Source organism: Halochromatium sp. NSM3, assembly GCF_059621085.1.
This window is the reverse complement of the sequence record NZ_JCAQIA010000009.1, coordinates 78,205-100,978: the sequence shown is the minus strand read 5'-3', so window position 1 is coordinate 100,978 and position 22,774 is coordinate 78,205. Positions and strand designations below refer to the sequence as shown.

Genomic DNA, 22,774 nt, shown 5'->3' with positions numbered 1-22,774 from the left:
CCGGATGTTTGACGGTGTCCTGCAACGCTTTGCCGAGCGCGCGCCCGCGCGCGTGATGGTGCGCGGACTGCTTGAGCGCCTGCTCAACGCCGAGCGGCTCGACGCCTGGTTCGAGTCCACGCGCGAGGAGCAGTACACGCGCCAGATTCTGTTCTCCTCGCTGGTCGGGCTGCTGCTGCAGATCGTCTGTCGGGTGCAGGCCAACGTGCATGCGGCCTATCGGGAGTCGCGCATCGCCGCCTCGGTCGTGGCGGTCTATGACAAGCTCCAGGGCGTCGAGTTGTCGACCTCCCAAGGACTGGTGCGCCTGATCGCGCGCGACGCTGCGCAGCTGATCGACGAACTCGGCGGTGCCCGGGCCGAGCGCCTGCCCGGGTATCGGATTCGTTATCTCGATGGCAACTGTCTGGCCGCCATCGCCCGGTGTCAGGCGGCCTTCGTTCAGAGGGTGCTTCCTGCTTCGATTCGGCGCTGACAACTGCGGGGCATCGCGGATCGGGGGGAATCATCAGCCGTATTTTCGCCGCTGGCTGCGGTTCTCTCTGGACTTTCTCCACAAAGACCAACGAGACTCGGCCCGCCGCTTGAGCTTCGCAGCCGTTAAAGCGAGTTAGCATCAGCATCGGCGCTGCCGAGACGCGCAATCGTAAAAGCCTCGGCGATCTCGCGGGTCGCTTGCTCGGGGTCCGATGCGGCGCAAATCGCCGAGACTACCGCCATACCGGCCCCGCCAGCGGACCAGACCGACGCCGCATGCTCGACACTCAGGCCGCCAATGGCGACCACTGGCAATGGACTTATCGCGCAGATCGCCGCCAGCCCATCAAAACCAAGCGGCGCTGAATGATCGGGCTTGGTCGCCGTCGCAAACACCGGCCCAACGCCAAGGTAGTCGACCAGGCTCAGCTCCGGCGCCTCCAGCTGCTCGCGGGTCTGCGCCGAGAGCCCCAAGATGGCCTCGGCGCCAAGACACTCGCGCGCCTCGGCAACGCTCGCATCGGATTGACCCAAATGTAGGCCGTCGGCGTCGATCGCCGCCGCCACCTCAAGCCGGTCGTTGACGATCAGCGGGACGCTGGTTCCGGTCAACAGGCCTTTCAGCGCCCTGCCCTGCTCGATCAGCTCAGCATCGGTGGCCTGCTTATCGCGCAACTGCACTGCGGTCACGCCGCCGCGCAAGGCCGCCGCAACGGTCTCGACGAGGCCGATACGCGCGCAGAGCGCGGCATCAGTGATCAGGTAGACGGAGAAATCGAGCATTCCAGGCTCCGTATGTGCACAAGCAGAGGCCACTATCCCCCCTCACTGTTGATCATGGACAGTGGGCACACACCGAAGGGCTCGCCACGCGCGCGGCGAGCCCTCGCTACTCAAGGTCGCCGTTCAGATCACCTTCGAGAAACCGCCCTGCCCCTGCTTCGCTTCCATATAGGCGTCGAAGGCCATGCAGATGTTGCGGATCAGCAGCCGGCCCTTGGGCAGCACGCGGATACCGCTGCTGTCGATCTCGAGCAGCCCGTCGGCCTGCATGCCCTCGAGCTTGACCAGATCGCGGCCGAAGTAGTCTTGGAAGTTGAGGTCCCAGGCGCGCTCGACCTCGCTGAAATCGAGTTTGAAGAGACAGATCAGGCGGGTGATCACATCGCGCCGGATCTCGTCATCGCGGGTCAGTTCGATGCCGCGGAACACCGGCAGCTGGCCGGCGTCGATGTCGCTGTAGTATTCGTCCAGCTCGCGCCGGTTCTGGCCATAGGTTGCGCCGACCTTGCCGATCGAGGTCACACCGACCCCGATCAGATCACAATCGGCATGGGTCGAATAGCCCTGGAAGTTGCGATACAGGGTGCCGTTGCGCTGCGCCAGCGCCAGCTCGTCGTCGGGGCGGGCGAAATGGTCCATGCCGATGTAGAGCCAGCCGGCGTCGGTCAGGCGCTCAATGGTCGCCTGCAGGATCTCGAGCTTAACCTGCGGCGGTGGCAGTTCGGCCTCGTCGATGCGCCGCTGCGGCATGAAGCGGCGCGGCAGATGCGCATAGTTGAAGACCGACAGGCGCTCGGGGCCGACGGCGATGATCTTGTCGAGGGTATCCAGGAAGCTCTCGGCGGTCTGATGCGGCAGCCCGTAGATCAGATCGATGCTGATCGAGCGGAAGCCCTCGCTGCGCGCGGCCTCGAGCACGGCGAAGGTTTCGTCCTGACTCTGCACCCGGTTCACCGCCTGCTGCACGCGCGGATCGAAATCCTGCACGCCGAGACTCATGCGATTGAAGCCGATCTCGCGCAGCAGCGCGATGGTATCGCCCTTGGCCTCGCGCGGATCGATCTCGATCGAGTACTCGCCGACCTCGTCGTCGGCGAGCTTGAAGTGCTTGCGCGTCTCGGCCATCAGCTCGCGCATCTGCGCCGCGCTGATGAAGGTTGGCGTGCCGCCGCCCCAGTGCAATTGCTCGACCACGCGGTCGTCGTCGAACAACGCCGATTGCATCGCCAGCTCTTTGTAGACGCGATCCAGATAGGGCTGCACCATGGTGCGGTCCTTGGTCGCGATCTTATTGCAGGCGCAGTAGAAGCAGACCGTGTCGCAGAATGGGATGTGGAAGTAGAGCGACAACGGCCGGCCGCTGGCGTTGGTCTCTTGGCAGACCTGCTTGTAGCGGTTCTCATCAAAGGCCGGATCGAACTCGAGCGCGGTCGGATAGGAGGTGTAGCGCGGACCGCTCTGGTCGTAGCGTTGGATCAGCTCCAGATCGAACACCGTGCGTTGATCGGCAGCGCCCTCGCTGGCCAGCGGGCGCGTGGCGGTTTCGTTTTGGGCACCGGCCTCAGAGGGGATGGTACGGGTCTTGTCAAGCATCGTTATCGTCTACCTCGAGGCGCCGACGGCGGGCCTCGTTGCGTTGTGTGATCAGGTGGTCTCGGTCTTTGCCTGCGCCCTGGTTGCCGTCATCCGCGCGCTGTCGCGGCCCTGCGTGGCGCTCAGGTGCCCGCCACCGACTTGGCGAAGGCCGGGTGTGCATCCACGAGTTCTTGGCGGTGCATCAAGAAGACGCCATCACCGCCGTGCTCGAACTCGAGCCAGGTCCAGTGCAGCTCCGGGAAGCGATCCTGCAGGGTTTCGGCGGCGCTGCCAACCTCGACGATCAACAGGCCATCGTCACTGAGGAAGTCTGGCGCATCGCGCAGGATACGCAAGACCAGATCGAGCCCCGATTCGCCAGCGGCGAAAGCGAGCTGCGGCTCGTGGCGGTATTCGGCGGGCAGGGATTCCAGCTCGGCGGCGGCGACATAGGGCGGGTTGGAGACGATGACATCGTAGACCGCCTCGTCGTCGATGGCGGCGAACAGGTCCGATTCGATGATCCGCACCCGCTCCTCCAGCCCATGCCGCGAACGATTGCGCATCGCCACGCGCAGCGCGGCCGGCGAGATGTCAGCGAGATCGACATCAGCATCGGGCAGATGCATGGCTGCGGCGATGCCGATACAGCCGCTCCCGGTGCAGAGGTCGAGCACTCGGCTAACCTTGGCTGGATCGATCCAGGGCGCGAAGCCATCGCTGATCAGCTCGGCCAGCGGTGAGCGGGGAATCATGACCTGATCGGAGACGTTCATCTCCAGTCCGGCAAACCAGGTGCGACCGGTCAGGTAAGCCGCTGGCCGTCGCTCATCAATGCGCCGCGCGAGGAGTGCGGTGACCGCCTCGCGCTCCGTCCGCGTGACCCGGCATTGGCTATAGTCGGCGGTCAGTGCCGGCGGCATTCCGAGCGCATGCGCCACCAGCCAGGCCGCCTCGTCGAAGGCGTTGTCGGTGCCATGCCCGAAATGCAGCCCGGCCTCGATGAAGCGGCAGGCGCCCCAGCGTACCAAGTCTTGAATCGTCAGAAGCTCGTCGGTTTCAGCCTGCATGGTGACAGGGGCTCTCGCTGATGCCTTAGGCCACTTTGAAGGGGGCTGTTTGGCGGCACGCCAGACGTAAAGTGGACCGAATCGCAAAGGATAGCATCAGAGAGCGTCTGGCTGCCGAGATGAACGACGCTCGACCTGATCCAGGCCAAACTCGGTCAAGCTGGCAGACCAAGGCGCGAGAACGCTAGGCCGCGCGTTGTTTTCCCTCCTCCGGCAGGGGACGACGAGGCGCGACACGCTCGTCCTGGCGCGGTGTCTTTCGTTGCCCGCGCTCGACCAGATCGGCGAGCGAGATCTCGCTCAGGAAGGTGAAGATCTCATCGCTGAGCTGATCCCAGAGACTGTGCGTGAGGCAGCGCTCGCCCCCGCGACAGTTCTCGCGCCCGCCGCAGCGGGTGAATTCGACCCATTCGTCGACCGCGCAGATGATGTCGGCGATCGAGATCTCGTCGGTTCCTTTGCCGAGATAGTAGCCGCCACCCGGCCCCCGAATCCCGCGCACCAACTGTTTGGCGCGCAAGGCAGCGAACAACTGCTCGAGATAGGATAACGAAATGCCCTGGTTAACCGAGATGTCGGCCAGCGTCACCGGTCCTCTGCCCGAGTTCAGGGCAAGATCGAGCATGGCAGTGACAGCATAGCGGCCTTTGGTGGAGAGTCTCATGGTGTTGATGCCTTAGGTTATCGCGGCCAATTCCCAGCTCCTTACTTGGTTTTTATGGGGTCGATTGTCAAGGAAAATCGTCGAACAATTTTTTTATCCTTGGCGCCCAAACCCACCCGAGAACGCTCAGATGCCGCGTGTTGATACCGAGAGCTTCTATCGTCACGCCTTGGCGCGCTACGGCGAGAACGCCGAAGGCGTGCATTGGCGCTCCATCGAGAGTCAGCAGATCCGCTTTGCCGTCCTGCGCGATCTGCTGCCGCCCGATCTCTCCCGGCTCTCGCTGGTGGATGTCGGCTGCGGGCTCGGCGATCTGCACGCCTTCCTGGCCAAGCGCGACGATCTACCGCGCCAGTACATCGGCCTCGATGCCGTGCAGGCGATGGTCGAGCGCGCCCGCGCCCGCACCGGTTGCGCGATCCTGCACTGCGATGTGCTCAGCGACCCGCTGCCCGCCGCCGACTGGTATCTAGCGAGCGGCGCCATGGCCCTGCTCACGCACGAGGAGACCGGCCTGTTCATCGAGCGCTGTCTCGGCGCCGCCCGCTCTGGCCTGGTCTTCAACCTGCTCAGGGGGAGTCATGCGTCGATGACCTTCAACTACCTGATGCCGGAGACCATCGAGGCCTGGGCCGCCGAGAGGAACCTGAGCCTGCGCATCGTCGACGGCTATCTGTCGGGGGATTTCAGCGTCGCGATGACGCACCCACAGCACGAAAGTCCAGGCGCCGAGGGTGGGAACCAGCGGTAGGCCGGAGGATTCTGTTAGACTCCTCGCCACATTTATTCAGCGAAAAAGGAGCCGCTCATGGCCGTCGTCGAACTCAACGAGCAGACCTTCGAGCAGACCATCACCGACAACCCCTTCGTCATCGTCGACTTTTGGGCGACCTGGTGCGGTCCCTGCCGCTCGTTCGCACCGGTGTACGAGAAGGTCTCGAACGACCACGAGGACATCGTCTTCGCCAAGGTCAACACCGAGGAGGCGCAGGGCATCGCGGCCCATTTCCAGATCCGCTCGATCCCGACGCTGATGATCTTCCGCGATCAGGTGATCATCTTCTCGCAGCCCGGCGCACTGCCCGAGGGGTCGTTCCGCGAGCTGATCACCAAGGCCAAGGAGCTGGATATGGACCAGGTCCGCGCCGATATCGCCAAGCAAGAAGGCAGCGCCTGAAACCAGGCGTGAACCGCCCTGGCACATCTGCCTTGGGCACGTCCGCCCATGGCGCCATCCGCCTGGCACAACCACATGGCGCCGCCACGCAAGGCCCTCGTCAACCTCGGAACGCACCCTCGATGCAGGCACCCTCGTTGGTCTTCTCTCGCCTCGACCTGCTGGCGGCGGCGCCCGACGTCGGCGGCCTGATGGCGCTGTGCGAGGAAAACTATGGCGCCCTGATGCGGCTTGCGCCGGCGCTACCACGGTTGCGCGGCCCCCTGCGATCGAAGCCGGACGGGCGCGCCGAGCTGTTGCTGGCGGTGGTCGATCAGTCGCGCTATACTAGCACGCTGCGCCTGACCCACCTGCTCCACGCCGATGGCTCCACTGGGCACCAGCCCTCGGAGCCGGATGCGCTATTGCGCGCCTATCACGACGCCGAGCAGGTCGAGGTGCTGAGCCTGCGTCAAACCGTGCTCCCGGTCCTGAGCCACTACGAGCGTCCCGCGCTAGCGGCCAAATGGCGCGCCAATCTGTTTGTCTCCAAGTGGCTCGGCTACTGCCTGCGCGAGGGGCACGGCTTTCCCGCCAGCGCCAGCCTGACAGCCGTTGGCGGACAACGCGAGTTGCTTACCAGTCCCTAGCCGGCTGCCAAGCGGGCGGCAAAGCGGGCGACCTCCGAGCCAGCGCCTGATCGGCCTGATCGGTGGCGCGCTCGAGCGCTAATACTCGAAGGTCCAACGCAGCCCATGCGCTGGATCGATCCGGAGCCATTTTCGCTCCGGCAGGGCCGCCTCGGTCGGCCGCGCGTCGGCTTCGGCACCGAGGTCGACCAGGATCTCGGCGCGCGTTTCCAACCAGTGTTCGAGGGCGTTGGGCTCCGAGAGCGTGATGCGCCGCTCGGCCTTGGTGAGCAAGGCCAGCGCCTGTCGGCGCGCCCGCGCCTCGAGACCGCCCAGCAGCACCGGCAATGGCTGCCGCAGTAAGACGAAGAAGCTAGCGCCGAACTCATCGGTCGCAAGCTCGGTAAACCGCCTCGCGGCTGGATCATCGAGGGTAGCGCCAACCACGAGCGCGCGATCCGGATAACGCGCAGCCAGTCGTCTCAACGCCTGCCGGAACAACCGATCCAACTCTGGAGGCGGGCGCGCCGAGCGCCGCGAGGCAGGCACCCCCGACACCAGCCCAACCAGCAACATCCTCAAAACCCCGAGCCCGGAGCGTGCCAGCAAGGTCGGCACCAGGCGCACGGCAAAGCGATCCAGATCCTTCATCAGCCCCGAGAGCTGCTGATAAGGAATCAGTTGCGGATGATGCTTGCGAGCATTGTCGCGCGTGGGCGCATGGGACCAGCCATCGAGCCAACGGTCGGCGGCCCAACGCGCATGCTCGATGACCGCGAGCCGCTCGACCTCCATCGGCGCGAACGCGAACGACTCCACCTGATCCTCGGGCACGGCGCGGCAATCCGTGACCGCCAGCTTCGCCCAGAGATGGTCGGCTTGATGGCGATTCGCATCCCGATAGGAAGCCGCCAGCAGCGGCCAAGGCTGCCCCGCCGGTTCGGTCGAGGGATCGCGCCCTTGCGCCTCGGTGGTATCGCGGTAGTGATCATGGATCACCCGCGCCAGCTCGTCGCCGCGACCCTCGAGGAGCACGGCGCGATCCAACGCCAACTGCCGCTGCTCGATCGGGATCAACTGGCCGTCCCAGTCCTCCAGCTCGCCGTCGGCGCGCAGATCGCCGATCTCGACCAGGACCGGCGGCGAGCAACGTTGCGCCTCGGCAAGGTGCAGGATCAGCGCCCGTGCTTGGCTCAGGGCATCCGCCGCCGGCGCGCCGCAGACCACCGCCATGGTGACCGGTGGCGCTGCCGCCAGATCAGGTGCTTGGAGCGACTGGAAACTCAGCTCGGCAATCTGGTGCGCCTGAGGATAGGCGCGAGCGAAACGCTGTTCCCAGGCCGCAGGTTTGTCGCCGAGCATCGTCAAGCACGCGCGCGCATCACCATAACTGCTGACTCGTAACGCATGCACCAGCAGGGCATCGGAGAAACGACTCTCGCCCTGAATCAGCAGATGAACCCGCTGGCCAAAACGCGGGTCGGCGCCCCAGTGCAGTGGCCAGCGCGCGAGCAGTCGTCGCGCTGCCTGCCGCAGGATTGGGACCAGCTCGAGTCGAACCCAGGACGGCTGCTGGGCCGCCGCCTCGGCCAGAGCCCTGGCATCCAGTCGCGCCTCGTCATCGAGCATCAGCACCCGCAAGGGATGCCGGCGGTCGATCTGTGCGAGGCGAGGCGACACCCCAGCCAAGAGTGCATGCGGATCAGCCGCATCGGCGAGGATCAGCACATCGGCCTGTCGAAGTTGCCGGGCATCAACCGCCTTCGGCTCCAGCCACAGCAGCCGCTCCGGCCCCGCTTGCAGCGCCCGCTCACAGGCCTCGGCAACCACCCCTTGGCCAAGTAACAGGATCCGACGCCGTCGTCGCAAACCGATCATGCTGCTGGATATCGACGACGTCAGTCGCTTTGATGCAGCAGGTTACCCGCCTCGTCGAGCACCGAGACAACCAGCGGGATCCCCTGCCTAACACTGGCCGAAACCACGCAGAAATCCTCGAACAGTGTCTTGCAGCGCTCAAAACGCTTGGATTCGACCAGGACCGGCGCAAGGATCATGCGCGCCTCCATGCGTCCGATGCGCAAGCGTTTCTTCTCGTTGCGCACCATCACGCAGGTCACTTCGGTGCGCAGGCCCCGCTCCGGCGGCTCCTCCTTGCCGATGCAGTAGAGCAAGCTGGCCGAGAGGCAGTTACCAACCGCAGCTGCGAGTAGACGCGAGGCATTGGGGCCATTGGTCTCGCCCAGTGGTGGCGGCTCGTCCATCAGCAGATCGGCGGCGCATTTCCAATCAAACGCGACATTGATCGCATACCCCTCGCGTTGCTCGAGCTGGATGGTAAAGCGGCCTTCTTCCGTCGCCTGCGAAGCACGGGTGTCGGTAGTCATCGATGTCTCCGTCGCCATGAGTCGGGACCGTATTTGCTGTCGACGGCCCGGGTTCTTCGAATCACGCTGCCCGCGCACCGCAGCCGCGCGCAGAGGGGTAGCGGCCCGCGAGACCGCCCGCCAATCCCCACTTGGGATTGGTCGCCGATCACGCGCCGAGCCGCGATACAGGTAGGCCCAAGCAGGGCCAAAACGGGTCGCGAGCAGGCGCCGATCGTAGAGTCGAGGATAGTCTTCGAGCCGATCGAGCGCCCCGAGCCCAGCGTTATCGACCCGATACAGTTCGCCCGAGACAGCCGTGTGTCCGCCGTGGATGAGCCCCGGATAGGCGCCGAGCCGCACCAGCGTGAAGCGCGGCTCGGTGCGATGCTCGCCGACGAAGTCGGCGTCCTCGAGCAACCCGTGATTGACCTCGCCGCGTAACAAGGTGCCATAGACAAAGACCAGATGCCGCATACCAAATCTCGACCGACGCCGCCTCCGTGTTCCAGACTCCGAGTTCAGGTCCGGGCTCCGACAAGTTCAGGGCTCGCAAAAGGCCGCGAGAAAGGCCTCGACGAAGCGCGAGTAGTCGCTATCTTCCAACTGGTTGATACCGGCCGCAGCCTGACGCCCGCCGCCCGTCTCGAACTGTCGGCAGAGCGCATCGGCCCCTTGCGGATGCGCGATCGGCGCGCGCACGCTGACCAGGAAACCGCCCTGCTCGCGCTGCGTCAGCAACGCATGCGCCCTCTCCGGGGCCTGCTGCGCCAAGGCATTGGCATAGACGCCGCCGACCCGACGCGCCCAGGCCGCCGCCGGCAGTAACAGCAGCAGATGGGTCGCGCTGCGATGCTCCGGGGTCAGTGCGCGGGCGCGCGCCATATCGTCGGCATAGCCGGCGCGCAGCGCGGCAAAGGACTCATCGCGACGCGCGAACTCGAGCGGGTCGGCGTAAGGCCGCAAGCGCGCGAACAGGGTCGCGGGCGGAAAATACAGATCGGCCAACGTGGCCCCATACCCATTGTAATTGAGCAGAATGCCGAGTTCGCGCAGCAGGTCGAGTTCCTCTTGCGCCAGCCCAAGCGGTTCCGCCGCGCGCACCGCAGAACCATCAAAATTGTCGCCGAAGGTCCCGACCACGGCCCAGGCGCGCTGCCGGCCAGCAAGCAACTCATCGACTAGGAGGCTGGTGCCCCGATCCGCAGTGGTGTCGATATGGGTGGCGAGATTGGGGTGAGAGGGGATCTCACCAGGATAATGATGATCGACGTAGCGCACACTGACACCACGCTCCAGCAACGCGAGCAAGTGATCGCGATTCTTGTCCAGCGAGACATCGAGCACCGTCACCCGATCACCCTCGATCGCTGGCACCTGCTGGACGAGCGCGATATCCCGCTTGGTACCGGAGATCAAGACCGCTCCCTCGGCGTCCGGCTCACTCAAATGGAGCTGCTGGAGTGCACAGAGGCCGTCGGCATCGCCATTGAAGACATCGTAGCGGGTCATCGGTTGCAGTCTCCTGAGTCATGCGTCGTCGCTTCGGTCCGGGCGATTAGCTTAACGCGGGCATGACCACCGAGCCCAGCCATTGGGTGCAGCCATTAGCCCCAGGTCGGGTTGCACGCCCGAAAAATGCGTCAGGTCAGTAGAAAAGTCGCCTCACACTGGCCCCCGACGTTGCCAGCCGAGTAGAATCCCTACTGATTGTGTTGTCCGCGCCCAGTGGCTCACAGCCTGCAACCGTTTATCGCCCCCATTTTCGACCGGCCCGCAGACAGGCCCCCCATCGATGACCGACGACAACGATTTCGAGGCCCTGCTCAAGGAGCTGGAAAAGACCGAGCAGGCGCTGGCCGTACGCCCCAAGGTGGGTGACCGGGTTCAAGGCACCATCATCGAGATTGGCGAGGAGCATGCGTTCGTCGATATCGGTAGCAAGGCCGAGGCCACCATGGAACTCAGCAACCTGCGCGACGCCGATGGCCAGATCAGCAAGGCGGTGGGTGACAGTATCGAGGCTGCGGTTACCGGTGTCGATCCCGACAGCGGCGCCTTGGTGCTCGGCAGCCGCCACGCCCGCCATGCTCAGGGTGCCGATCAGCTGCAAGCGGCGTTTCAGGCCGGCACCCCGGTCGAAGGCCAGATCACCGGTACCACCAAGGGCGGACTCGAGGTGCAGATCGCCGGCCAGCGCGCCTTCTGCCCGGCCTCACAGGCCGATCTGCGTTTCATCGAGGATCTCTCCAGCCTGGTTGGTGAGCGCGCCTCGTTTCGCATCACCAAATTCGAGGGCGGGCGGCGGCTGAACCTGGTGGTCTCGCGGCGCGCCATCCTTGCGGAAGCGCAGGCCGAGCGCGCCGCCGAACTCCGCGCCAAGCTCGAGCCCGGCGCGGTGCTGCCAGGCACGGTCGTCGGCCTGCAGGAGTTCGGCGCCTTCGTCGACCTCGGTGGCGTCGAGGGCATGATCCACATCAGCGAACTCGCGCTCGGCCGCGTGCGGCATCCAGAAGAGGTGCTGAGCATCGGCCAGGAGATCGAGGTCGCGGTGCTGCGCATCGAGCAGACCAACAACCCCAAGCGGCCGGAGCGCATCGCGCTCTCGATGCGCGCCCTGGCCAAGAGTCCCTGGTCCGACGCCGCGCAGCGCTACCGGCCCGGCACCCAGGTGCGCGGGCGCATCGAGCGCCTCGAGCCCTTCGGCGCCTTCGTCGAACTCGAGCCTGGGCTCACCGGCCTGGTGCACGTCAGCGAACTCGGCGCGGGCAGACGGGTCGAGCATCCCAAGGACGTGGTGCAGGTCGACCAGCAGGTCGATGCCGTGGTCGTGCAGGTGGATAGCGAACGCCGTCGCATCGGACTCTCGCTGGCGCCCGAGCGTCTGCAAGAGGCCGAGGCCAGCTCGATGCGGCATGAGGCGTCAGCGCCCTCGGAGGAACGCCGCCGCGCGCAGGACAAGACCAAGGACGAGGATGCCGGCGTCGGCACCCTGGGCGAACTGCTCAAGGCCCAGCTCGGACAGGATGATGCCCGCTGAGCCTCCACTGAGCCTCGCTTGAGCCCAATTGCCCCTCCCTCGGATGCGGGTGATCGTCGACACTATCTATCGCCGCGCGCCGCGCGCCGGCGGAATCCAAGGCTGAGATCAGCCCGGAGAAACAGCCATGACAGACAAGGCCCCGTGGATCACCTACAGGCCAGCACTCAAGGTCTTGGACTGCACGGTCCGCGATGGCGGCCTGGTCAATGGCCATCGCTTCGATGACGCCTTCGTCAGTGCCTGTTACCGGGCCTGTATCGCGGCCGGTGTCGACTACATGGAGATCGGCTACAAGAACTCGCCGCAGACCTTTCCACGCGAAAAGTTCGGCCCCTGGCGCCATTGCGACGAGAGCGACTTACAGCGCGTGGTCGGCGACCACGACCCCGCCGCCACCGGGCTCAAGCTCGCGGCCATGGCCGATGCCGGCAAGAGCGACTGGGAGACCCAGCTCGTGCCGGCCGCTGACAGTCCGCTGAGCATGATCCGGGTCGCCTTCTACGCGCACCAGGTCTCGGAGGCGGTGGACATGATCCGCCACGCCGCCGAGCTGGGCTACGAGACCACCGCCAACCTGATGGCAGTCTCCAACATCACCGAGGAAGAGATCGACACCGTCCTCGAGGCCATCGCCGCAACCCCGGCCAGCACCATGGTGATCGTCGATAGTTTCGGTCACCTCTATCGCGAGCAGATCGACCGGCTCTACCACAAGTACGCCGATGCGCTCGCCGGGACCGGCAAGGAGATCGGCATCCACGCCCACAATAATCTGCAGCTCGCGTTCGCCAACACCATTGAGGCGATCATCCTCGGCTGCAATCGCGTCGATGCCACCATCTTCGGCTTCGGGCGCGGCGCCGGGAACTGCCACACCGAGATGCTGCTCGGCTTTTTGCGCAATCCGAAGTTCGAGGTGCGCCCGATCCTCGAGGTGATCCAAGAACACATCCTGCCGCTGCGCGGCGAGATCGAATGGGGGCCGATGATCCCCTACAACCTCACCGGCCAGCTCAATCTGCACCCGCGCGCGGCGATCGAGTGGCGCGAGGGTCCGACCCCGGACGACTTCCTCGCCTTCTACGACAAGGTTGTCTCCGAGTTCTGAACTCAAAGCACCTTCGCGAGCAACGCCTCCGCCGCAAGCAGGTGATCCGGCAGCGGGATGCGCACTATCCAGCCATCGCCGGGGGCCACCTCAAGAGGTCGGCCATCGGTCGCGCTCAGCTGTTCGAGTCGAAAGCGCCACAGGCCCGCCGGGGTGATCCATTCCAGCTCATCGCCAGGCGCGAAGCGATTACGCACCCGCACCTCGGCCAGACCGCTTGCGGTATCGACCCGCGCTAACTCACCGACGAATTGCCGACGCTCGCTGATCGAGCTGCCGGCTGTGTAGTTTTGCAGCTCCGAGGGTGCATGTCGGCGTAGGAAACCCTCGGTGTAGCCACGATTGGCCAAGCCGTCGAGTTCTTCGAGCAGGCCGCGATCGAAACCACGCCCGGCGGCGGCATCATCGATCGCCCGGCGATAGACCGAGGTCGCGCGCGCCGTGTAGTAGTGCGACTTGGTACGGCCTTCGATCTTGAGCGAATCGACGCCGATGGCACTGAGACGCGCGACATGCTCGACCGCGCGCAGATCACGCGAGTTCATCACATAGCTGCCATGCTCGTCCTCGAACATGGCCATGTATTCGCCGGGCCGCTCGGCCTCTTCCAGCAGCCAGACCTGATCGGCCTCCGGATGGCGCTCGGGCGACGCCACCGGCTGCCCCATCCGATAGGACCAGCGGCAGGCATTGGTGCAGCTGCCCTGATTGGCATCGCGATGGTTCAGATAGCCCGAGAGCAGGCAACGGCCGGAGTAGGCGATGCAGAGCGCACCGTGCACGAAGACCTCGAGTTCCATCTCCGGGCAAGCCTCGCGGATCTCGGCGATCTCATCGAGCGAGAGTTCGCGCGATAGGATCACCCGCCGCAGCCCCTGCTGCTGCCAGAAGCGCACCGCTGCGGCATTGGTGGTATTGGCCTGCACCGAGAGATGGATGGCGACTTCGGGCCACCGCTCACGCACCAGCAGGATCAGCCCCGGATCGGACATGATCAGTGCATCCGGCCCGAGTGCGATGACCGGCTCCAGATCGGCCAGGAAGGTGCCCAGCTTGGCACCGTGCGGCATCAGGTTCGCGGCTAGATAGAACCGCTTGCCGGCGGCGCGCACTGCAGCAATCCCTTCGGACAAGGCGGCGAGCGAGCCGAACTCGTTATTGCGCACTCGCAGGCTGTAGCGTGGGATGCCGGCATAGACGGCGTCGGCGCCATAGGCAAGCGCGTAGCGCAGGTTGCGCAAAGTCCCCGCCGGGGCGAGTAGCTCCGGTGCCCGGCTCGGAGTCAAAGCCAGCGTGGAACCACCCGATCGATCGTGCGCGGACATCATTGCAAAATGATCTCGAAGCGAAGCGGCTTGGCACCGCCGACGAGCGGATCGCGCAGCACGGCGACCGGCATCTGTTGGCCGGGCCGGCTGTCCATCAGCGCAATGCGGATATCGGCATAGGCGTCGATCGGGACATCACCGATCTCGATGATGCGATCCCCCGCCTTGAGGCCGGCCTCACGCGCCCCGCTCTGCTGCGCGAAGCCCTGGACGGCAACGCCCTCGCCCTCCAAGTCGGTATCCAACATCACCCCCATGAGCCCGGTCTGCGGCAGATCGACCGGACGCGGATAGAGCAGGTAATCGGCCATCGCCGGATCGAACGGACGCTGCCGGCCGCTCATCACCACCGACATCGACACCGGCAGGCGCCGCTCGACCCGGTTCGGGATGCCGCGACCGTACTCGACATGACCGGTACCGGTAAGCACGATCAGCTGCGACTCCGGATTGTCCCGCAACCAGCGCACGGCGCGTTCGGCCATGCCCTCGTCCCAGAGCAATTGCACCTCGAGGAAATGATTGAACGAGGCGTCATCGCCCTTCGGATGCAGCTCGAAAACCCGCTTCAGGTGGGCCAGATACTCGGTATCCTCGCGATCGATCTCCGTTGGGATCAGCTCAGCCTCCTCGGCAGCGAGGGAGGCAATACCACCATCGCCGACCTGATCGGTGATCTCGCGCGGCAGGTTGAGCGCGATCAGCGGGATACCCTGCTCGCGCGCATAGCGTAGGATCGGGCGATAGAGTCGGTAATCGAAGCGCCAGCGCTCGAAGTACTCGGTCTCGCGTAGCAGTTGCGTCTCGCTGAGATCGCCCGCAATGTAGGCATCGAGCTGGTCCTGGAACGGTTGTTGGAAGCTCTCCATGCCGATCGCGATCGGGTGGCCGCGCTCGTGCAGACCGCGAATGATCGCAAGCTGATTCAGGTGATCCTCGTAGCGGTCATGCGTCTCGCCGATGAATACCACCCGGTCATCGGCAAGCTGCTCGATGAGGTCATCGAGTTCACCGAGACTGGAGACATCGAGCACCTTGGTCTGCGGATCGGTGTCGTCAGCGGTGGCGACCGACACGCTGCTGATCGCTAACATCAGCACCAGGGCCTTCGGCAGGGAGGTCGGGATTCGAGAGAATAGAGGCGATCGCAGCGTCATTGTCATCTCTTGGGTTGGGCCTGAGGTTCGAGCCGTTCGCACTCGACGCGCTGGGCAACATCGATTCATCTTCTCAAGTAACAGCGACCATGCAAGATTCCAACAGGTTCCGATGGCTGGCAGGCGTCTCGCTCGGCGCCCTCTTGGGCCTCGAGCTGCTCGCGCTGAGAGTGCCCCCGCTTGCGGCGGCCGAGACGAGCGCCTCCACGCCGGTCATCGGACATGCGATCGAGATCACGCTCGATCCGAACACGGGCACCCTGAGCGCCACTGACCACCTGAGCCTCCCGCCCGAGGCGCCAGCGACACTTTTCGTGCAACTGCATCAGGCACTCGAACTCGACATCATCGCTGGCGACGCCCAACTGGAGCCGGTGGCAAGACGTGGCCATCTGCGTCAGTATCGACTCGAGCCCGACCTCGAGCCCGGCAACGCGCAGGAGATCAGGCTGCGCTATCAAGGCCGCATCCGCCACGATCTCGATGCCGTGCGCGAAGGCATGGGCCGAGAGCGGCAGCAGTCGCTCGGCACCATCAGCCCGGAGGGCGTCTTCCTGAGCGGTTACAGCGGCTGGTATCCGCGCGTGCTGGGGACGCTCGAGACCCTCTCGCTCACGGTGAGTCTACCCGCCGATTGGCTCGCGGTCTCGCAGGGCGAAGGTCCCAGCATTGAACACGATGATGAGCGCGTGCGGGTCGGCTGGCGCGAAACGGCACCGCAGGACGGGCTCTATCTGATCGCGGCCCCGTTTGAACTGTATCGCGAGCCCACCGAGGTCGCCGAGGCCCAGGCCTTCCTGCGCCGCGCCGACGATGCGCTTGCCGCGCGCTACCTGGAAGCCACCGCGACCTATCTCGAGCGCTATAGCCGGCTGATCGGTGACTATCCCTATGCCAAGTTCGCGCTCGTTGAGAACTTCTGGGAGACCGGCTATGGCATGCCCTCGTTCACCCTTCTCGGCCCCCGGGTGCTGCGGCTGCCGTTCATCCTGCATTCGTCCTATCCACACGAGATCCTGCACAACTGGTGGGGCAACGGCGTCTATGTCGACCATGCGCAGGGCAACTGGAGCGAGGGGCTGACGGCCTATCTGGCCGATCATCTGAATCAGGCGCTTGCCGGCAAGGGCAGTGACTATCGCCGTGACCAGCTCAAGGCCTATGCGGACTCTGTCCGCAACCACCAGGATCAGCCATTGGGCGCCTTCCACGGCCGCCACGGCGCCGCCTCGCAGGCGATCGGCTACGGCAAGGCGTTGATGCTCTTCCACATGCTGCGCATCCAGCTTGGTGATCAGACCTTTGTGCGGGGCCTTCAGCGCTTCTACCGCGATAACCGCTTCTCCGAGGCCGGCTGGGACGCGATCGAGGCCGCCTTCGAGGCCGAAGCCGAAGCCGATCTCAGCGCCTTCTTCGAGGCCTGGACGACGCGCCCCGGCGCCCCCAGCCTGGCGCTCAAAGCGGTCACCGTGGAGCCGCTCGAAGACGGCCGCTGGCGCCTGAGCGGTCGGCTCGAGCAGACCCAAGCCGCCGCCCCCTTCCCGCTGCCGGTGTCGATCGCGCTGCTCGATGAGACCGGCGCCGCCAGCGAGCTACTGGTGACGATGGACGCGCGCGAGGCGACGTTCTCGACGATGCTGGATGCGCGTCCAGCCCGGATCGCCGTCGACCCGCGCTTCGACAGCTTCCGCACGCTGGCCGAGGGCGAGGCGACCACCACCCTGAGCAACCTGTTTGGTGCCGAGCGTGGGCTGATCCTGGTGCCGAGCGAGGCACCGCCCGAGCTACGCGCCGCCTATCGTCAGCTGGCCGAGGCCTGGCAGCGCGGTCAGGCGGGCTGGTCCATCGCGCTCGACACCGAGCGCGATGACTTACCTTCGGATCGGGCAATTTGGCTGCTGGGCTGGAGCAACCGATGGCTCCCCACGCTGGCCGCGATCGGAGCCGAGCAAGGCTCGTTCGCGCTCGATCCCGCACGGCGCCACATCAGGCTGCTCGATACCGATCACGCGGATCGGATACCGGTGATCAGCACAGGTCGCGGCTCGCGGCCCTTGGGCTGGATCGGCGCCGACAGCGCCGAGGCGGTCATCGGCCTGGCGCGCAAGCTCCCCCACTACGGCAAGTACGGCTATCTGCTCTTCGAGGGATCAGCGCCGACCAACGTCGGCAAAGGCCAATGGCCAGCGGGCGAATCCAGCCTGACGCGCTGGCTCTCCGAGGCGAGGCCGCCACTGGCCTATCCAACCCGCCCCAGCGTGCTCGAAGCCACGCCTGAGCGCCCTGCCGCGAGCAGCGCGGCGCCATCCAATCCTTGACCTAGACCGCTTTCACGAGCCGATTCGCGCTGCTAGGCTCGAATCGAAAAAACCAACCACTGGAGGTTACATCAATGTCACGCATCGTCATCCTTGGCGCGGGCATCTCAGGCCATACCACCGCACGCTGGCTTGGCAAATGGGTCGGCCAGGAGCATGAGATCGTCGTCGTCTCGCCGAACGACACATGGAACTGGATCCCATCGAACATCTGGGTCGGCGTCGGTGAAATGACCGAGAGCCAGGTCACCTTCCCGCTCGCACCGGTCTACGACAAGCTCGGCGTCGTCTTCAAGCAAGCCAAGGCCCTCTCGATCCACCCCGAGGGCGGCGATGCCGCCGATCAGCCCTATGTGACCCTCGAATACACCGAGGCCGCGCGCGCCGGTCAGAGCGAGACCCTCACTTACGATTATCTGGTCAACGCGACCGGCCCCAAGCTCAACTTCGGCGCCACGCCAGGGCTCGGTCCAGACGAGGGCTACACCACCTCGGTCTGCACCCCGGGCCATGCGCTGCATGCCAATGAAGAGCTACAGGCCAACATCGCGGCGATGAAACGCGGCGAGACCCGCACCTTCGTCATCGGCACCGGCCACGGCATGTGCACCTGTCAGGGCGCCGCTTTTGAATACATCTATAACATCGAGCACATGTTCCGGAAGGAGAAGATCCGCGACAAGGCGCGCATGATCTGGATTAGCAACGAGTACGAACTCGGCGACTTCGGCATGGGCGGCGTGCATATCAAGCGCGGCGGCTACATCACCAACGGCAAGGTATTCGCCGAGTCACTGATGGTCGAGCGCGGCATGGAGTGGATCGTGCGTGCTGCGGTCAAGCGCATCGAGCCCGGCAAGATCCACTACGAAATCCTCGACGGCAGCGAGCACACGCTGGAGTTCGACTTCGCGATGCTCATCCCACCCTTCGCCGGCCAACCGATGAAGGCCTATGGCAAGGACGGCGGCGACATCACCAGCGAGCTGTTCGCGCCCAATGGCTTCATGAAGGTCGATGGCGACTACACCCCGAAGCCCTACGAGGAATGGCACAAGGACGATTGGCCAAAGACCTATCAGAACCCGCGCCACAAGAATCTGTTTGCGATCGGCATCGCCTTCGCGCCACCACATTTGATCAGTAAGCCGATGAAGAGCGCGAACGATACCCCGATCAACCCAGCACCACCGCGCACCGGCATGCCCTCGGCGACCATGGGCAAGGCGGTCGCCGAGAGCATTCGCGACATGCTCGGCGGCGCCCCGGAACCCACTCATACCGCCTCGATGGCCGAAACCGGCGCTGCGTGCGTGGCCTCGACCGGCATGGATCTCTTCAAGGGCTCGGCCGCCACCATGACCGTGTTCCCGGTGGTGCCCGACTACGAGACCTATCCCGAGTACGGTCGCGACATGAACCTGACCTTCGGCGAGATCGGCCTCGCCGGACATTGGATGAAGTACATCCTGCATCATGTCTTCATCTATCAGGCGAAGATGAAACCGGGCTGGTCGCTACTGCCGCACTAAGCGCCCTTCCCGGTCCGATATGCCCATCACCATCAACAGCGAGACATCCTGATGAGCAACGAAGCAACCACGAGCGCGGCTTCCGCCTCGGTCAAGCCGAAGAACAAAGAGCCCTATCAGCAGGCCTATTACCCGCCGGTCCCGACGGGCTTCACGCGCTATATGCGCACCAGCCTGCTGTGGCAGTTTTGGCGATTCATCGTCATCAACTTGAAGATGTTCAAATTGATGTTCAGCTCGCACCACTAACCCCTCATTCAGGTCTGCGCTAATCTGCACAGACCTGCGCTTTTTTCGCTCTTGGAGTGACCGTCGAGTTCATGTGGCTTGCGCCTGCTCGTGCGGTATCTCAAGTCCTGCCGCGAGGGGTCCGCTAGGCCCGTGCGTGAGCGCTGGCCCTTCGCTTTCCTGACGGCGATGGAACCGCTCCTCCAGGATCGCCTTGACGCGCTGATAAGGCGTGTACAGCGTGATCTCGTGATCATCGACCCTGGCGAGCAGATTCGTTGCGGCCACCCGGTCTGCATGAGCCGCGAAGCCACAATGGCTGCACTGGAACCGGTCTCGATGGCGGTTGTGCGCATGCACGAAACCGCACCTCGGACACGTTTGACTCGTGTAGGCCGGGTTGACCTGCTGATGACCGGAACATCCGGCCAACACCTTGAATGCGGTGCGCTCTTGCAGAACGCCCCGAACCCATGCGGACAAGCGTCGATTCCAGCGTTTGCCTGCCCCGTAACGGAACGATGCGCTCAGATTCTCGGACACCAGGACATCGGTGTTCTGGGTCACCTCATGGAGCGCGGTGTTGATCTGATGCGCGATCGTCTGCTGTTGGCGTTCGCGCTGCGCGTGCTGTTTCTTGTGGCCCAGGTTGTAGCGGCGAATGCGGCGGGCCTTCGTGCGCTTGCCCTGCGCCTGATACTTCTCGGCCAGCGCTCGGAGCTTGCCGCGTTTGCGGCCCTTGTCATCGCGCTGGTCGGTGGCCGCGCTCATGCGCTCGCCAAATCCCTCGCCATAGTGGCGCCCCTGGTTGTCCACGAACACCTCGGTGTACCCGAAATCCACGGCGAGCCTCTCGCCCGTGGTCGGCTCCGGGCGCTTGACCTGTGCCGTGTAATGCAACTCCAGGTGGTCATCGATCAGGACCACACGCACGTTGGGCATGGCGCGCCTGCGCAGGCCGTCCTTGTCGAGCCGACAGCTGGGGCGACTCAGCTCCGTGAAGCCCTTGAGCGGAATCCAGAGCTTCTGGCCGCAGAGCGCTTTGCTCAGCCACAGCACTTGCTTGCCGTTCACGAGCGCGATCCCGTAGCTGCACTTGTCGAGCGCGAATGAGCGCGCGAGCTTCCCACAAGGTAAGGCGCCCTGTTTGCGCGTGATGATGCGCTTGAGGTAGTAGCGTGCCTGATGGCGTTGCGCCTCGTTCAGCGCCTTGTCGCTGACGTCTTGGTCGGCGAGTAGCGCGGCGAGTGCCCGATACTCATTCAGGATGGTATAGGCGTAGCGCTTCTGCTCGTCGCTAAGGTGGGTGTTCCTCGTGATCAGCCGCCGCACATCGACAAACAGCGCGGACCAATACCGGTCCATTGTCTCGGCGGCGTCTTTGAGCGCCATGGCCCAGACGGTTGAGGGCAGCACGCTCTCATGCTGGTCTTTGCGTGCCTGGTCGCGGACCTTCTCGGGCGCGGCCAGCAAGGTGATGTCCGCCTGGAATACCTCAAGCCAGTGCTGCTTCTCGGCGGCATAGTCGGCTGCAACGCGCTGCAGGATCGCGCGCTTGCCGGTGTTCAGCGCCAACGAGAGGCGCTTAATCGCCCGTGCGGCCATCGCGCACCTCATACAGGCCGTGCTCCTCGGCGAGCGCATCACCCGCGTCTTGGAGCTGCTTGAGCAGTTGCGTGTTCTTGGGGCTGCGGCTGCCGTAGAGCCGGGCCGAGAACACCGTGATCAACTCCAACAGGTCCTGCGCCAGTTCCTCTTCAAAGCGCGCCTCTTGGCCCTTGTTGATGATCACGATCTCGATGTTCTGAATCTCGCAGAGCGCGAAGACCAGCTCCGCTCCGAAACGCAGCAGCCGGTCTTTGTGCAGGAGCACCAGGCGTCGGATTTGGCGCTTGAGGATCATCTCCAGCAAGCGTTGCAGCCCCTTTTTCTGATCGTTCATCCCGGAGCCCAAGTCCGAGATGATCTCGAAGCGCCACCCCTTGGCGTTGCAGTACGCCTCCAACAGCTCGGCTTGGCGCACGAGGTCGTCTTTCTGGTGATGGCTGCTCACACGGGCGTAGCCGATGGTGGGCGCCCCCTCGTTGCTCAGCCCAAGCAGCTCGGCGGTGTTGTAGTAGCGGGTTCCACCCTTGGTCTTGCGAGCCGGCAACAACTCACCCGTCGCCTCCCACTTGCGCAGCTGGGCCGGCGAGGTCCCGAGCAGGCTGGCTGCCTCACCAATTTTGACTAACCGCTTCTCCATAACAGTAGATTAGCGGCGTTAAGTGTAGATTTCAAGCCACAGTTACTAGCTGCCAAAACCCATCAGCCATCGACAAGGCCTGAGCATGGAGTCGCTCAGGCCCCATCGACCCATCAAGAGATGCGCTGGTAGTAGAGATTCTGCGGATGCTCGGCCTCGGCGAAGAAATACCAGCGCTCGGCAAGCAGGCCGACATACTGGATCGCGAAGGCGACGATGGGCAGGGTGGCCGACTCCATCGCATAGGCCAAGATTACCAGCGCCACCGGTATCGGGAACACCAGCACCAGAAAGGCGTTGCGGATCAGCTTCAGGGTCGCTGGATTCCGATGGTGGAAGAACTCTCGGGTATTGAATGAATCGGCCGAGAAGCCTTGCGAGATCTGCTCGATGCGCGGATGCCAAACGCCAATCGCGGTCTGCAAACTGCTCTTATGCTTGAGCGACGCATTGCGCAGCAGCGAGGCCAAGCGCGTTGCCAACCCGAGGAGCGTCGCAATCACGGCCCAAGTGCCAAAGAAGCCAACCAGCTCGTTGTCAAGCAGCGCTGAATAGGCCGCAGCCAGCATGAACCCCGAGGCAGTCCCAAGGAAGATGAAGTTCCCGATCGTATAGGGTGTACTCCACTCCTGCAGAAACTTGACGCTCGCGTAGATCATGCCGGTACTGACGAAGAGCGCCAGCGCCACTAACACGCCAAGCAGGCCGAGCACGAAGGTGGGGTCGAGCGGCAAGGCGCCATCGCCGAGGACGATCAGCGGCTGCGTCCAGCCGGCCCAATGGAACACCCCGTAGAGAAAGACGATCCCCATCATCAGAGGCAGGACGATGACCTCGCGCGAGAGCCAGGAGGTGCGCCACATGGCCGCAGCCCGCCAGGCCCGCTCGGGGCGCCCGAGATGGAAGAACGAGGCCGCGAGACCGCCAATCAGCAACGCCAGCGACAGCGCGCTGCCGAGCGCATAGAACGAGGCCGGCTGGGCTTCAACGAGGTGAATGGTCGAATACAGCTGACCGGTGAACAGGGCGAGGAACAGTCCTTGCCCGGCGCCGATGAGCGTGGTTAGGAAGATAACTGAGAAGGCTGGATGCATG

Annotated in this window: 20 protein-coding genes and 1 pseudogene; 9 read left to right on the top strand and 12 right to left on the bottom strand. The window is 64.5% G+C overall.

Features of this window, described 5'->3' with window-relative positions; genetic code table 11:
• Nucleotides 1–475: pseudogene (locus AC54T3_RS06040) on the top strand (hypothetical protein); the annotation flags it as partial.
• A gap of 125 nt (nt 476–600) precedes the next feature.
• Here the strand turns inward: AC54T3_RS06040 and thiE are convergent.
• From thiE to AC54T3_RS06020, 4 genes are all read right to left on the bottom strand, one after another.
• Nucleotides 601–1,260, bottom strand: coding sequence for a thiamine phosphate synthase (gene thiE / locus AC54T3_RS06035; protein ID WP_496623201.1), 660 nt, complete (start codon nt 1,258–1,260; stop codon nt 601–603).
• A gap of 123 nt (nt 1,261–1,383) precedes the next feature.
• Nucleotides 1,384–2,853 (bottom strand): oxygen-independent coproporphyrinogen III oxidase, encoded by a 1,470-nt coding sequence (gene hemN, locus AC54T3_RS06030; RefSeq protein ID WP_496623199.1) that lies wholly within the window; start codon nt 2,851–2,853, stop codon nt 1,384–1,386.
• Nucleotides 2,854–2,975: 122 nt separating this feature from the next.
• Entirely contained in the window at nt 2,976–3,905 is a 930-nt protein-coding gene (gene prmB, locus AC54T3_RS06025) for a 50S ribosomal protein L3 N(5)-glutamine methyltransferase (protein WP_496623197.1), read from the bottom strand.
• 184 nt (nt 3,906–4,089) lie between these two features.
• Nucleotides 4,090–4,569 carry an Rrf2 family transcriptional regulator gene (locus AC54T3_RS06020; RefSeq protein WP_496623195.1) on the bottom strand — a complete coding sequence of 160 codons (480 nt, stop codon included), beginning with the start codon at nt 4,567–4,569 and terminating at the stop codon, nt 4,090–4,092.
• Nucleotides 4,570–4,699: 130 nt separating this feature from the next.
• Between AC54T3_RS06020 and AC54T3_RS06015 the strand changes: the two genes are divergently transcribed.
• The 3 genes from AC54T3_RS06015 (at nt 4,700) to AC54T3_RS06005 (ending at nt 6,375) form a co-directional block, all read left to right on the top strand.
• Complete coding sequence (locus AC54T3_RS06015) at nt 4,700–5,320, top strand: class I SAM-dependent methyltransferase (RefSeq protein ID WP_496623194.1); 621 nt, start codon at nt 4,700–4,702, stop codon at nt 5,318–5,320.
• 57 nt (nt 5,321–5,377) lie between these two features.
• Nucleotides 5,378–5,746, top strand: a complete 369-nt coding sequence (gene trxA, locus AC54T3_RS06010; protein ID WP_496623192.1) for a thioredoxin — start codon at nt 5,378–5,380, stop codon at nt 5,744–5,746.
• A gap of 122 nt (nt 5,747–5,868) precedes the next feature.
• Complete coding sequence (locus AC54T3_RS06005) at nt 5,869–6,375, top strand: DUF1249 domain-containing protein (RefSeq protein ID WP_496623190.1); 507 nt, start codon at nt 5,869–5,871, stop codon at nt 6,373–6,375.
• Nucleotides 6,376–6,453: 78 nt separating this feature from the next.
• On the opposite strand, the gene AC54T3_RS06000 is transcribed toward AC54T3_RS06005, so the two are convergent.
• The 3 genes from AC54T3_RS06000 to AC54T3_RS05990 form a co-directional block, all read right to left on the bottom strand.
• On the bottom strand, nt 6,454–8,232 hold the full coding sequence (locus AC54T3_RS06000; protein ID WP_496623188.1) for a RyR domain-containing protein: 1,779 nt from the start codon (nt 8,230–8,232) through the stop codon (nt 6,454–6,456).
• A gap of 20 nt (nt 8,233–8,252) precedes the next feature.
• Complete coding sequence (locus AC54T3_RS05995; protein WP_496623187.1) at nt 8,253–9,197, bottom strand: gamma-glutamylcyclotransferase; 945 nt, start codon at nt 9,195–9,197, stop codon at nt 8,253–8,255.
• 66 nt (nt 9,198–9,263) lie between these two features.
• Nucleotides 9,264–10,232 carry an acetyltransferase gene (locus AC54T3_RS05990; RefSeq protein WP_496623185.1) on the bottom strand — a complete coding sequence of 323 codons (969 nt, stop codon included), beginning with the start codon at nt 10,230–10,232 and terminating at the stop codon, nt 9,264–9,266.
• Nucleotides 10,233–10,515: 283 nt separating this feature from the next.
• Between AC54T3_RS05990 and AC54T3_RS05985 the strand changes: the two genes are divergently transcribed.
• Complete coding sequence (locus tag AC54T3_RS05985) at nt 10,516–11,760, top strand: S1 RNA-binding domain-containing protein (protein ID WP_496623183.1); 1,245 nt, start codon at nt 10,516–10,518, stop codon at nt 11,758–11,760.
• Nucleotides 11,761–11,887: 127 nt separating this feature from the next.
• Entirely contained in the window at nt 11,888–12,871 is a 984-nt protein-coding gene (locus AC54T3_RS05980) for an aldolase catalytic domain-containing protein (RefSeq protein WP_496623181.1), read from the top strand.
• A gap of 2 nt (nt 12,872–12,873) precedes the next feature.
• Here AC54T3_RS05980 and trhP read toward each other — a convergent pair whose 3' ends face one another.
• Together trhP and AC54T3_RS05970 are read right to left on the bottom strand one after the other, a co-directional pair.
• The gene (gene trhP / locus AC54T3_RS05975; RefSeq protein WP_496623180.1) at nt 12,874–14,199 is read right to left on the bottom strand and encodes a prephenate-dependent tRNA uridine(34) hydroxylase TrhP; all 1,326 of its coding nucleotides are present in this window, start codon (nt 14,197–14,199) and stop codon (nt 12,874–12,876) included.
• On the bottom strand, nt 14,196–15,356 hold the full coding sequence (locus AC54T3_RS05970; protein ID WP_496623178.1) for a ChaN family lipoprotein: 1,161 nt from the start codon (nt 15,354–15,356) through the stop codon (nt 14,196–14,198). The genes trhP and AC54T3_RS05970 overlap by 4 nt, the downstream gene beginning before the upstream one ends.
• An 89-nt stretch (nt 15,357–15,445) precedes the next feature.
• On the opposite strand from AC54T3_RS05970, the gene AC54T3_RS05965 reads away from it, so the two are divergent.
• The 3 genes from AC54T3_RS05965 to AC54T3_RS05955 all read left to right on the top strand — a co-directional run bounded on the left by AC54T3_RS05965 (nt 15,446) and on the right by AC54T3_RS05955 (nt 19,455).
• Entirely contained in the window at nt 15,446–17,674 is a 2,229-nt protein-coding gene (locus AC54T3_RS05965) for a M1 family metallopeptidase (protein ID WP_496623176.1), read from the top strand.
• Between the two features lie 74 nt (nt 17,675–17,748).
• A complete protein-coding gene (locus AC54T3_RS05960; protein WP_496623174.1) occupies nt 17,749–19,206 on the top strand; it encodes an NAD(P)/FAD-dependent oxidoreductase in 1,458 nt (485 codons plus the stop codon).
• Nucleotides 19,207–19,257: 51 nt separating this feature from the next.
• Complete coding sequence (locus AC54T3_RS05955; protein WP_496623173.1) at nt 19,258–19,455, top strand: hypothetical protein; 198 nt, start codon at nt 19,258–19,260, stop codon at nt 19,453–19,455.
• 69 nt (nt 19,456–19,524) lie between these two features.
• On the opposite strand, the gene AC54T3_RS05950 is transcribed toward AC54T3_RS05955, so the two are convergent.
• From AC54T3_RS05950 to soeC, 3 genes are all read right to left on the bottom strand, one after another.
• Entirely contained in the window at nt 19,525–21,039 is a 1,515-nt protein-coding gene (locus AC54T3_RS05950) for a zinc ribbon domain-containing protein (RefSeq protein ID WP_496623171.1), read from the bottom strand.
• Nucleotides 21,020–21,679: an IS607 family transposase gene (locus AC54T3_RS05945; RefSeq protein WP_496623170.1), complete on the bottom strand. Its 660-nt coding sequence runs from the start codon at nt 21,677–21,679 to the stop codon at nt 21,020–21,022. The genes AC54T3_RS05950 and AC54T3_RS05945 overlap by 20 nt, the downstream gene beginning before the upstream one ends.
• A gap of 113 nt (nt 21,680–21,792) precedes the next feature.
• Nucleotides 21,793–22,773 (bottom strand): sulfite dehydrogenase subunit SoeC, encoded by a 981-nt coding sequence (soeC, locus tag AC54T3_RS05940; RefSeq protein ID WP_496623168.1) that lies wholly within the window; start codon nt 22,771–22,773, stop codon nt 21,793–21,795.
• Between the last annotated feature and the right edge of the window lies 1 nt (nt 22,774).